This window comes from Roseisolibacter agri (assembly GCF_030159095.1).
Classification (GTDB): domain Bacteria; phylum Gemmatimonadota; class Gemmatimonadetes; order Gemmatimonadales; family Gemmatimonadaceae; genus Roseisolibacter; species Roseisolibacter agri.
On record NZ_BRXS01000008.1, the window covers coordinates 43,902 to 55,739 of the forward strand.

At 75.2% G+C, this 11,838-nt stretch carries 8 protein-coding genes and 1 pseudogene; 6 read left to right on the forward strand and 3 right to left on the reverse strand.

Annotated features, from left to right (window positions below; all coding sequences use genetic code 11):
- Nucleotides 1–95 precede the first annotated feature (95 nt).
- The 3 genes from rosag_RS23340 (at nucleotide 96) to rosag_RS23350 (ending at nucleotide 4,377) form a co-directional block, all read left to right on the forward strand.
- The gene (locus rosag_RS23340; protein ID WP_284352594.1) at nucleotides 96–2,510 is read left to right on the forward strand and encodes a TonB-dependent receptor; all 2,415 of its coding nucleotides are present in this window, start codon (nucleotides 96–98) and stop codon (nucleotides 2,508–2,510) included.
- A 160-nt stretch (nucleotides 2,511–2,670) separates the two neighbouring features.
- Nucleotides 2,671–3,813 (forward strand): PepSY-associated TM helix domain-containing protein, encoded by a 1,143-nt coding sequence (locus tag rosag_RS23345; RefSeq protein ID WP_284352714.1) that lies wholly within the window; start codon nucleotides 2,671–2,673, stop codon nucleotides 3,811–3,813.
- Between the two features lie 357 nt (nucleotides 3,814–4,170).
- Nucleotides 4,171–4,377, forward strand: a complete 207-nt coding sequence (locus rosag_RS23350; protein ID WP_284352595.1) for a hypothetical protein — start codon at nucleotides 4,171–4,173, stop codon at nucleotides 4,375–4,377.
- 89 nt (nucleotides 4,378–4,466) lie between these two features.
- Here the strand turns inward: rosag_RS23350 and rosag_RS23355 are convergent, their stop codons facing one another.
- The 3 genes and pseudogenes from rosag_RS23355 to rosag_RS23365 form a co-directional block, all read right to left on the reverse strand.
- On the reverse strand, nucleotides 4,467–6,890 hold the full coding sequence (locus rosag_RS23355; RefSeq protein ID WP_284352596.1) for a heavy metal translocating P-type ATPase: 2,424 nt from the start codon (nucleotides 6,888–6,890) through the stop codon (nucleotides 4,467–4,469).
- A 96-nt stretch (nucleotides 6,891–6,986) separates the two neighbouring features.
- Nucleotides 6,987–7,169 (reverse strand): annotated as a pseudogene (locus rosag_RS25435) (cation transporter); the annotation flags it as partial.
- A 362-nt stretch (nucleotides 7,170–7,531) separates the two neighbouring features.
- Nucleotides 7,532–7,927, reverse strand: a complete 396-nt coding sequence (locus tag rosag_RS23365; RefSeq protein WP_284352598.1) for an ArsR/SmtB family transcription factor — start codon at nucleotides 7,925–7,927, stop codon at nucleotides 7,532–7,534.
- Nucleotides 7,928–8,215: 288 nt separating this feature from the next.
- Between rosag_RS23365 and rosag_RS23370 the strand changes: the two genes are divergently transcribed.
- The 3 genes from rosag_RS23370 to rosag_RS23380 all read left to right on the forward strand — a co-directional run bounded on the left by rosag_RS23370 (nucleotide 8,216) and on the right by rosag_RS23380 (nucleotide 11,834).
- Complete coding sequence (locus rosag_RS23370) at nucleotides 8,216–8,683, forward strand: hypothetical protein (RefSeq protein ID WP_284352599.1); 468 nt, start codon at nucleotides 8,216–8,218, stop codon at nucleotides 8,681–8,683.
- A gap of 405 nt (nucleotides 8,684–9,088) precedes the next feature.
- The gene (locus tag rosag_RS23375) at nucleotides 9,089–10,543 is read left to right on the forward strand and encodes a TolC family protein (protein WP_284352600.1); all 1,455 of its coding nucleotides are present in this window, start codon (nucleotides 9,089–9,091) and stop codon (nucleotides 10,541–10,543) included.
- A gap of 313 nt (nucleotides 10,544–10,856) precedes the next feature.
- Entirely contained in the window at nucleotides 10,857–11,834 is a 978-nt protein-coding gene (locus rosag_RS23380) for an efflux RND transporter periplasmic adaptor subunit (protein ID WP_284352601.1), read from the forward strand.
- Nucleotides 11,835–11,838 lie beyond the last annotated feature (4 nt).

Consider the following 11,838-nt stretch of genomic DNA (forward strand, 5'->3'; position numbering starts at 1 on the left):
CGTCCGCCCTCCCGACACGCCCCGCCCGGGGAGTCGTCGCCCTGTTCCTCGCCGCCGCCCCCGCGGCAGCCCAGGCGCCAGTCGCCGCTGGTGCCGTGCGTGGCCGTGTGGTGGACGCGGCGGGCGCCCCCGTACGGCATGCCGAGGTCGTCGTCCGCCAGGAGCGCACCGGCGCCGAGCGGGCGGCCGCGGTCGACGCGGAGGGGCGCTACACGCTGCGCCCGCTCGCGGCCGGCACGTACACGTTGCGTGTCCGGGCGGTGGGCTACCAGCCGGTCACGCACCCGCTGGGGGCGCTCGCCGCCGGCGAGACGCGCGAACTGGACGTGCGACTCACGTCCGCCGCGACGGCGCTCACGCAGCAGGTCGTCACCGCGACGCGCAGCCCCGTGTCCATCGCCGCCGTCCCGGGGGCGGTGACCGTGGTGACCCGCGGCCAGATCGAGGCGCAGACCAAGACGGCCCCGCGGCTCGGCCCCATGCTGGCGCAGCTCGTCCCCGGGCTCGGCGCGGCGACGGAGAACCTGAGCAACTTCGGGCAGAACATCCGCGGCCGCGCGATCCTGGTGCTCGTCGACGGCGTGCCGCAGTCGACCTCGCGTAACGTCAGCCGCGACTTCATCAACATCGACCCGGCGATGGTCGAGCGCGTGGAGGTCGTGCGCGGGGCCACCTCCGTGTACGGCAACGGGGCGACCGGCGGCGTGATCAACATCATCACGCGCCGCGGCGACGGCGAGGCCCAGGGCGGCGCGCTCCGCTTCGGGACGGACCTCAGCACCGAGGCGTCGCTGTCCAATCTCGGGGGCGCCGGCCTCGGGCCGCGCGTTGCCCAGCGCGTCTCCGGCAGGCGGGGCGCGTGGGACTTCATCGCCAGCGGCGCCCTCGCGCGCACCGGCGCACTGTTCGACGCCGAGGGGGACCGCGTGCCCCCCGACCCCACGGGGCAGGGCGGGTTCGCCGAGACGAACAACGCCGACCTCTTCGGCAAGGCGGGCTACGCGTTCGGCGCCGCCCGCGCGCAACGGCTCGAGCTCTCGGCCAACCACTTCCGCAGCCGCCAGGCGACCGACCTCGCGTCGGACTTCTCGATCAACGCGCTCCCGGCGTACCAGCAGAAGTCGCGCACCATCTCCGGGCTCGAGCTGCCGAACCCGCAGGGGACGCGCAACACGATGCTCAACGCCGAGTACACGCACGCGCGGCTCGGCGCCCTCTTCGGGAGCCGGGTGCAGGCGCAGGCGTACGCCCGCGACTACCACACCGTCTTCCGCCCGTTCGACGACCGGCGCTACCGCACCGTCGCCGCGACCGCCACCACGCCGGCGCGCCGCGAGTACGCCGGCGGGTACGTCATGCAGACGTACGTCAACTCGGCGAAGGCTGGCGGGCGGCTCCAGGTCGAGACGCCGCTCGTGAAGCGGCTCGCGGCGAGCGCGCTGTGGGGCGCCGACTACACCGGCGAGACCACCGAGCAGCCGGTCCACCTCTACGACTCGACGGCGTTCGACGCCAGCAGCGGGCGCGTGTTCGAGCAGGCCGGCGGCGCCCCGTTCGTGCCGCCGCTCGACCTGCGCACGCTCGGCCTCTTCGCGCAGCTCGCGGTCAACCCCGTCGACCGCGTGACGCTGCGCGGCGGCGTGCGCCACGAGCGCGCGTCGGTCTCGGTAGACGATTTCACCGCGCTCAACGGCGTGGCGATCACCGGCGGCACGCTCCGCTCGCGCCCCGTGCTGTTCAACGCGGGCGCGGTCGTGCGGGTGACGGAGGCGGTGAACGCGTTCGCCAACTACAGCGAGGGCTTCTCGCTGGCCGACGTCGGACTCGTGATCCGCACGCCGCCTGCGGGCTTCCGCCTCGGCGACCGCGAGGCCGACCCGCAGCAGGTGGACCAGGTGGAGGCCGGCGTGCGCGGCTCGTGGCGGCGCGTACAGGCGTCGGCGACCGCGTTCCGCAACACGTCGGAGTTGGGCACGTCGGTGGGCGCCAACCTGCAGGTCGTGCGCGCGCCCGAGCGGGTGCGCGGCGTGGAGCTCACGCTCGACGGGCAGCCCGTGGATCGCGTGAGCCTCGGCGCCACGTACACGCGGAGCGAGGGGGAGTTCTGGACGCGCGTGGGCGCCGACAGCGTGTGGCAGCCGCTCAACAGCTTCCGCATCCAGCCGGCCAAGCTCACGGCGCACGTGGAGCACCAGACGCTCCCGCGCTGGCGCAACCGCGTGCAGGTGCTGCACTCGGGCGCGCGCGACCGCGCGTACGAGGCGTTCCTCGCCCGCCCGGGCGTGAATCCGGCGGTGCCCGCCTTCGGCGAGCGGCGTGTGGCGAGCTACACGCTCGTCGATCTCCTCAGCACCGCCGACGTGGGGCGGGGCACGCTCAGCGTGGGCGTGCGCAACCTGCTCAACCGGCAGTATTTCCCCATCGTCTCGCAGCTCATGCCCGTCGGGAACGTCAGCTACAGCGCGGCACCGGGCGCGACGCTCAGCGTTGGCTACTCCGTCAGCTACTGACAGCTCTTGACAGCTCTTGACAGCTATGGATCGCCCACCGCGGCCTGCCAAGCGCCACGTAGCCACGACACGCACCCGACCCCCGGCCGGCGCGGCCGAGCACCGCGGGGACGCGCGTGCCGGTCGCCGACGAGCTAGGGAGGCAGGCGCGCGCGGCGTGATGCGTTGGCTACACCGGGCCCTCGGGCTGACCGCGGGACTGGTGCTGGTCGTCACCGGACTGTCGGGTAGCGCGCTCGTCTTCCGCGAGGAGATCGACCGTGCGCTCAACCCGCACCTGCTTCGGGTCGAGCCGACCGCGGCGCGGGCGCCGCTGCAGGCGATCCTCGACGCGGCGGCGCGCGCCTACCCCACGGAGCCGGCAACCCGGGTCCGCATGCCCCGCGGCCCGGACGGCACCTACGAGGTGTGGCTGGGCGCGGCGCCCGAGCGCTACGTCTACGCCGACCCGTACCGCGACGGCGCGATTCTCGGCGCACGGCGGCCGACGGAGTTCCTCACCGGGTGGCTCTTCCTGGTCCACGCGCACCTGCTCTCCGGTGAGGCCGGACACACGGTCGCCGGTGTGGCGGCGCTGCTGCTCGTGGTCCTCAGTGCCTCCGGGCTGGTGGTGTGGTGGCCGCGAGGCGGCCGGGGCGCGGGGTCGCGCTGGCGCGCCGCGCTCACGGTGGCGCGCGGCGCGGGGGGCGGGCGCGTGACGTACGACCTGCACCGCGCGGTCGGCTTCTACGCGTCGGCGCTGCTGTTGCTGGCCGGGGTGACGGGGGCGTCGCTCGTCTTCCACGAGGCGTTCCAGCGGGCCGCGTACTGGGTGACGGGCACCGTCGCCCCGCCCGCGGTTCCCTCGCGCGTCTCCGCGCCCACTGCAGCTGTCGCGTCCCTCCCGGTCGACTCGCTGCTCGCGCGCGCAGTGCGCGCACAGCCCGGCGGCGTGATCTCGTACCTGTACCTGCCGACCGCACCGGGACAGACGTTCCGGGTCCGGCAGCGGCTACCCGGCGAGCAGCACCCGAACGGCAAGAGCTTCGTGCATGTCGATCCGACCGCCGGGCGCGTGGTGGCGGCGGAGGATGGGGCGCGGGCGGCGGGTGGTGCGCGGCTCTACAGCGTGCTGTACCCGCTGCACGTCGGGGTGCTCGGCGGGTGGCCGACACGGGTGCTGACCGTCGCCGCCGGCCTGTCGCTGCCGCTGCTCGCGGTGACGGGGTTCCTCGTGTGGCGGCGTCGCGCCCGCCGCAGACACGCGGGTTCCGGCGAGGTGCCCGCGGCAGTTGGACGTTGGTCGACGATCAGGCGCGTGTGAGCCTCGCGTTCCTCTGGCGGCCGACGTTTGCTCGCGGCGGTGACCACCCAAGCCGACGCCAGTCCGCTCCGGTCCTGTCGAGGAGCCCCGTCATGCGTCACGCGCTCCTCTCCAACGTCCACGCGAACTCGGGAGCGCTCGAGGCGGTCATCGCCGACGTAGATCGGCGTGCCAGGTTCGGCGCGATCCATCGCTGAATGACCAGGTGGGCGACTCAAGCGATCCGAACGAGGTGGTCGCCCGGCGTCGCGAGTGAAGGCCGTGGGGATCGCCGGCACCCACGAGTCCGTGGTCGTGGCCGACTGTACGCGCTGCGGCTGCAGGATCGAGAGCCCGGGGCAGGAGGATCTCGCGCACGTGAGCTACACGTACCGGAACCGTGTGGTGACGGCATTCACGTCGTGGGCACAGGCGGCGTCGGCCGTTGGACGCACGGCGACTGGCGCGGACGACGGGATCATGGCCCTCAACGAGAGCAGGCCGCCGGACGCGGCTGGGCGCCTCGCGCACGCCGGTGTCGCCCGCGACCTGAGGGCGGCCGTGGTGATCGCGGCTGGGGAGTGAAAGGAGTTGGCGAACGTCCTGCGGACCGGCGGTCGACCCGCGGCCCTGCAGGTGAGACCGCGGGGGTCCGCGGGGGCCGCGGTGATACGCTACAGGCGCCGGGCGCGCAGTCCGTTCGCGACCACAACCAACGACCCGCCCATGTCAGCGGCGACGGCCATCCACAGCGTCGCCCAGCCGCCGACAGCGAGGACGAGGAACACCGCCTTGACCGCGAGCGAGAACGCGATGTTCTGCTTGACGATGCCCAGCGTCTTGCGCGACAGCCGCATCGCGAAGGGGAGCGTCTCCAGGTCGTCGGCCATGAGCGCGACGTCCGCGGTCTCGAGCGCGACGTCGGTGCCGGCCGCCCCCATCGCTACGCCGACGGAAGCCGCCGCGAGCGCGGGCGCGTCGTTCACGCCGTCGCCGACGAACACGACTCGCTCGCCGCGTCCCTCCAGCTCACGGACGACGCGCACCTTGTCGTCGGGCAGCAGCTCGGCGTGGACCTCGTCGGCGCCGACCGCGGCGGCGACGGCGCGCGCGGTCCCGTGGCTGTCGCCGGTGAGCATGACGAGGCGTCGCACGCCCGCGGCGCGGAGTGCGTCGAGGGCCGTCCGCGCGTTCGGGCGCAGCCGGTCGGCCAGCCCGAGGACGCCCAGCACCTCGCCAGTCCTAAGGCCGGCTTCGTGACGCTCGACGGCGACCGCGACGGCCGTCTTCCCCTCAGCGGCCAGCCGCGCGAACGCCGCCCGCACCGGCGGCGTGAGGAGCCGCCGCTCCTCCAGCAGGCGCTCGTTGCCGAGGTAGACCACGGCGCTGCCCACATGGGCGCGGGCGCCCCGGCCGACGAGCGCCTCGAAATCGACCGACTCGGGTGCCGCAAGTCCGCGCGCGGCGCCCGCGTCCAGCACCGCGCGGGCGAGGGGGTGCTCCGAGTGCCGCTCCACGCCGAGGGCGAGCCGCAGGATCCCGTCGAACGCTTGAGCGCCGGGGGCGGCATCGCCGAACGGCACCACATCGGTCACCGCCGGGCGCCCCTCCGTGAGCGTGCCCGTCTTGTCGAGGCAGACCACCGTCGCGGTGCCGGCGGTCTCGAGGTGGGCGCCGCCCTTGATCAGCACCCCACCACGCGCGGCGCCGGCGAGGCCGCTCACGATGGTGACCGGCGTCGAGATCACGAGCGCGCACGGGCAGGCCACGACGAGCAACGCGAGCGCGCGGTAGACCCATGCGTCCGACGTGCCCCACCCGAACGCGGGCGGGACGACGCCGACGAGGACGGCGACGAGCACCACGAGCGGCGTGTAGGCCCGCGCGAAGCGGTCCACGAACGTCTGGCTCGGCCCGCGCGACGCCTGCGCCTCCTCGACTGCGTGGATGATGCGCGCGAGTGTCGTGTCGCTCGCCGGCTTGGTCGAGCGCACCTCGAGCACGCCCTGGCCGTTGAGGCTCCCGGCGAAGACCTCCGCGCCCGGCGCCTTGTCGACGGGCATCGACTCGCCGGTGATCGGCGCCTGGTTCACGCTGGAGCGGCCACCCGTCACCTCGCCGTCAACCGGGAGCTTCTCCCCCGGGCGGACCACCACGGTCTCGCCGGCCTGCACGTCGGTCGCCGGGACGCGGACTTCGGCGCCATCCCGGCGCACCGTGGCCTCCGCCGGCGAGTGGTCCATCAGCGCCTTGATGGCGTTGCGCGCCCGGTCCATCGAGTGGCTCTCGAGGAGTTCGGCCACGGCGAAGAGGAACAGCGTGGCCGCCGCCTCCTCCGGCTCCCCGATCAGCCACGCGCCGATGGCCGCGATGGACATGAGGACGTTCATGTCGAGCGCGCGGTGCATCGCTGCGCGCACGCCGCGGGGCACCACGAACCAGCCGCCCGCGATGGTCGCGGCGCCGAGGAGCGCGAGCTCCACCCCCGCTGGCAGCCCGGCCAACGTGGCGGCCAGCCCTAGCGCGACGCCCCCCCCCGACGCCGCGGTCATGACCAGCCGCCCACGCCGGCGCCAGAACGAGGCGGGAGCCGCCTGCTCGCCCTCGGCGCGGGCGGTCATGCCGAGGTCCTGGATGGCGCGCTGCACCTCGGGGGCGGTGATCGTGCCCTCGACGATGAGCCGGTGGCGCATGACGTCGAACTCGAGCGTCGTGACCCCCGGCAGGTTGCCGAGCCTGTCCTCGAGCTGTCGGGCCTCCGCGGCGCAGCACAGCCCGTCGACCAGGAACGCGGCGCGGCGCGACACGCGGTCGTTCGTGTCCTCGACCGTGTACCCCACGCGACGGATCGCCCTCGCGAGGTCCCCGCGCGCGAGCGTGCCCTCCGCGTAGCCGACGCGGACCTTCCCGCCGACCACGTCGACCCGGACGTCCTGCACCCCCTCCAGGCTCTTGAGCGCGCGCTCCACCGACGCGGCGCAGCTCGCGCAGTCCATGCCGCCGACGCGGAGCTCGCACGTGGTCGCGGCCATCGTGACTGAGCCGGCGCCGCTCGCGTCGGCCGTCGTCGTGTTCGCCGCGGCGGAGCGGCGGGTCAACGTCACAGGAACGGCATCTCCGCCCGCCCGTCTGCCGGTGGAGCGGTGCAGCTCATCCATGCTCGGTACCGGTGTTCATCCACCCCAGTCGCCGCGTCATCCGCCGCCCGCCTCCCGCAGGTCCGCGCGGGCGTCGCGGACGATGGACCAGGAGGACTGCCCGGAACAGCGCGGCGATGACGACCGCGACGACCAGGTCGGGCCACGGCGTCCCGGTCCACGCCACTAGGCCGGCCGCGACGACCACCGCGGCTGCCCGAGCGCGTCGTTCCGCGAGAAGTGCCGGCCGGCAGGGCGCGCCTCGACCCGCTCGAGCGGCGTAAGCCCGTAGCCGATGGCCGCGACGGCCTGCTCGACCGCCGGGAGGGGCCCGGCGTCGTTCACGCGGGCCGTCATGACCTGCGTAGCGACCGAGACCTTCACGGCGTCCGCCACCGCCTCCTCGCCGGCCACCGCGCGCGCCGCCTGCTCGATCTCGGCCGCGTGTGCGCGCAGTCCACGCCGGTCACGCGCTAGCGCACGGCCGGCCCGGCGGTCGCGCCCTGCGGCCCGCCCGCCCGCCCGGTCGCGTACGCGTGCGCCGTCGCGTGCGCCGTCGCGTGCGCCGTCGCGTGCGCCGTCGCGTGCGCCGTCGCGTGCGATCACGCGGTCCGCGCCGCGGTCGACGTGGAGGCGTCGGCCGGACCCGGGATTCCGAAGAGGTCCGCCACGAGCTGCCGCGTCGCCGCGTCGGCGAGCCGGTAGTACGCGTTCTTTCGCGCCTTCCGGAACGTTACGAGGCCGCTCAGTCGGAGCCCTCGAAGGGCGTGCGAGACCGCACTCTCGGTGACCGTCGGCGCGCCGCCGGCGCCCACGATGAGCGTCAGGTCGCACACGCAGAGCTCCTCCGCGCGCGCGAGCGCCGCGAGGAGCCGGAGCCGGGTCGGATCCCCCAGCAGCTTCAGCCGCTCCGCCGCGAGCGCGACGTCGGCCGCCGCCGGCATCTCGGCGCGTACCCGCGTGACGGTCGGCGCGTCGATGCAGCGAACCTCGCACACGTCCCCCGTGCCTGCGACCGTACCGCGGGCGGAGGTTCGGGCCGTGGGGGGCACGGTGGCGGGTGCAAGCGCCGCGGCGGGAGCGCGGGGACGGCGGGATTGCGGCATCGGGATCGGGCCGGTATGTTGCGTGCACACCTGATAGGTAGTTCAGGCATGGTAGCCGTCCGGCGCCGCGTCCGCAATGCAACTTTAGGGCGGCCGCCATCGTACGTGACCGCGGGGCGGCTCCCGATCTTCCCCCTCGCGCACCGCGTCTCACCCGCGTTCGGGCCACCTGGCGACTCGATGCTCCGCACCCTGCACCGACCTGGCTCACCCTCCGCCCTGCGCCGCCTTCTGGCGTTCGTGCTGGGCGTGGTGCTGCTGGCCGGCTGCGTGGAGCCGCTGCTCGCGGACTCGTGCGACGGCGACGCGCCGCAGGCGGTAGCGGCCGCGGTCCTGCCGCACGTCGACAGCCCCCTGGTGCGCACCGCCGTCGCCGGCCTGTCCGGCCCTGCCGTGGCAGCAGCGCCGAGAGGCAACGCCGGCATCGACGTGATCGCGGCGGATCTGCCGGGCGGCCGCTCGGGAGACGACCGCGCGCCGACGCACGTCGTGCACGTCTGCCACTGCACGCACGCGCATGCGGTGTCGCCCGCGACCGCTGAGGCGCCCCAGGTGCCCCGGGCCGACCACGGCCGTAGGCTCAGCGACGGCCCCTGGTCCTTGCTCGAGCGCGCCCTTCCGCCGCGCCTGCGGCCGCCCATCGCCTGAGTCTCTCCCGCGGCGTGGACGCCGGGCGCCAAGTGCCCGCGCGTTCCTACCTCACGCCGCGTGTGCCGCTGCCTCGCTGAGGCCGGCCCCCTTCGACAACTCGCCGCTCGCGACGTCGAGCGCCGGCGTGCCTGACCAAGCAGGCGCCCGCGCTGGCGTCCGGCGCACGCCTGGCCGCGGGGCCCCTCGATGGGCCGGCGCGCCCGCGTGTCCCGGGTGGCGTGACACGGGAGAGACGTGTTCGTGCACCTCCTTGCTAGGTCGGCGTACGCCCGGCCGGGCGCCGCCTGCGCGCCCCCCGCCGCCCGCGCGAACGACCCGCGGCCCGACGTGCCCTCGCGACCCCTGGGGCCGCGCCTCAGGCCGCGGCTCCGGCGTGGCCGCCCCACCCCTGCGCTGCTGCTGTTGGCGGCGACCACGCTCACCGCCGCGGTGGCCGTGACCGCCCCTCGGCGCGTCGTCGCCCAGGGCGGCAATCCGTCGAGCAGCGCGTCGGGCGGCGCGGCCGCTGACACCCTGACGCTCACGCTTGCCGAGGTGCGACGCCTCGTCGAGCGGCAGAACCCGACCTTCCTCGCGGCCCGGCAGGACGTCCCCGTCGCGCGCGGGGCCCTGCGCCAGGCCGGCGTGCTGCGGTTCAACCCGGACGCGGTCGTGCAGGCGCCCGGCGGCGGCAGCCCGACCCAAGCCACCGTCACGCAGGAGCTGGAGTTCGCCGGCCAGCGCGGACTCCGGCTCGGCGCGGCGCGCACCGGGGTTGAGCGCGCCGTGGCCGGCGTCCGGGACGCCGGCCGCCGCACCCTCGCCGACGCCAGCGTCGCCTTCTACCGCGCCCTGGCCGCCAGCCGCCGGCTGGCGGTCGCCACCGAGGTGATGACGCTGAACGAGCGCCTCCTCAGCGCCGTGCGCATCCAGCGGCGCGAGGGCGAGATCAGCACGCTCGAGGCGAACCTCGGCGAGATCGAACTGGGTCGAGCCCGCGGCCGCGTGCTCGCGGAGCGTCGGGCCGCCACCAGTGCCGCGCTGGAGCTCTCGCGGCTGGCCGGCCTCGACCCCGGTCGGCCCGTGCGCCTCCTCGACGATGCGCCCGAAGCGCTGACGTCGGTGGCCGCCCCGGCGGTCGTCCGTGCCGCTGGCGCCCCCTCCGGCGCCCCCTCCGGCGCCCCCTCCGGCGCCCCCTCCGGCGCCCCCTCGCCGCCCGCCTTGGCCTCGCCGGGCGTCGCACATCCCGATCCGGACCGCTTGAACCCGGATTCGCTGATCGCCATCGCACTGGCGCGCCGTCCCGACCTCGCGGCCGCACAGGCGGCGACGCGTGAGTCGGAGACGCTGACGTCGCTGGCGCGACGGGAGGCGCTGCCGAACCTGCGATTCGGGGCGTACGTCGAGCGCGACCGCACGAGCCCCGGCACGCGCACGCGTGTCGGGCCTGCCCTCGGCATCACGCTGCCCCTCTTCAACCGCAACCAGGGGGTTGTGGCGCAACGCGAGGCCGAAGCGGTCCGCGCCCGGCTCGAGCGGAGCGCGGCCGAGCTGCAGGTGCGCACCGACGTCACCGACGCCGTGCGCGCCGTCGCCACCGCCACGGAAGAGGCGCGGGTCTTCCGCACGGCCGTGCTCGAGCCGGCGCGCCAGAACAGCGCGCTCCTCGAATCGGCGTACCGTGCGGGCAAGCTCGACCTGCCCACGCTCCTGCTGCTCCGGAACCAGCTCCTCGACGCCGAAATCGGCTACTGGAACGCGTGGCTCGCCGAGCATGAGGCGCTCACGCGCCTCGAGTCGGCGACTGGCGCGCTGGCCCTCACGCTCCCCACCGACAGTTCGCCAGCCCCGGCCCGCGCGCCGGGTGGAGACCGATAGCCCTATGATGATCCCACAGATGCCCGTGGTGCGACACCCGCGGGGGCCGCGGCGCCGCACCGCGCGCGTTGGCGCGCTGGCGCTGGCCACTGCCGCCGCCACTGCTGGCCTGATGGCGTGTGGCGGTGGCGACGCCGGCGCAGACGTGAAGGATACAGCCGCGAGTACGGCCGACGCCGGCACGGCACGCGCCGCCGGCACGCCGCCGGCCGCCGCGGCGAGCGGTGGCGCCACGTCCCATGCGAACGAGGCGCCGGAGACGGTCACTTTGGACACGGCAGCGGCACAGAGCGCCGGGATCCGGGTGGAACCCGTGACGACCGTCGCGTCCAGCGGCCTGTCGGTCACCGGGACGATCACGTACGACGCGAACCGCGTGAGCCACGTCGGCGCGCGCACGCCCGGCCGCATCGTCACGCTGAGCGCCGACATCGGACAGCGCGTCCGCGCCGGGCAGACGCTCGCCCTGCTGGAGAGTCCGGAGGTCGGCCAGCTGCGCGCCGACGCGGGCGAGGCGGACGTGCTCGAGCGCATCGCGCGCGAGAACTACGCGCGCGAGCGGCGGCTCGAGGAGCAGGGGATCTCCAGCCGCAAGGAGCTGCTCGCGGCCGAGGCGGAACTCCGCCGCGCGGAGGCGGCGCGGCAGAGCGCGCGCGAGCGGCTCCGGGTGCTGGGCGCGAGCGGCGGGCGCGGCAGCCAGTTCGCGGCGACCGCCCCGTTTGCCGGTGTCGTCGTCGCACGTGCGGCCAACCGGGGCGAGATGGCGACTCCCGAGGACCAGCTCTTCACCGTCGCCGACCTGTCGCACGTGTGGATCGAACTCGACGTGTTCGAGCGCGACCTGCCCCGGGTGCGCACGGGTCAGCCCGTGACGGTCAACGCGGCGGCCTTCCCGGGCCGCACGTTCCCGGGGCGCATCGTCTACCTGGGTGCCGTCGTCGACACCGCGCGCCGCACCGTGCGGGCGCGCGTCGAGATCCCGAACGCCGACGGCGCACTCCGCCCGGGCATGTTCGCGACGGCCCGCGTTCAGACCGGAGGGGGCGGGCCCCCGCTCCTCGTGGTCCCCCAGGAGGCGGTGCAGGAGGTGGAGGGCCGCCGGGCCGTCTTCGTCCCCGGCGACCGCCCCGGCCAGTTCCGCGTGGTGCCGGTGGACGTCGGCGAGACGCTCGATGGCGGCCGCGTCGTGATCCGCACCGGCCTGACCCCGGCGAGCCGGGTCGTGACCGCGGGTGCCTTCCTGCTGCGCTCCGAGCTCGCCAAGCGCGAGATCGGCGAAGCCGGGCACTGAGGAG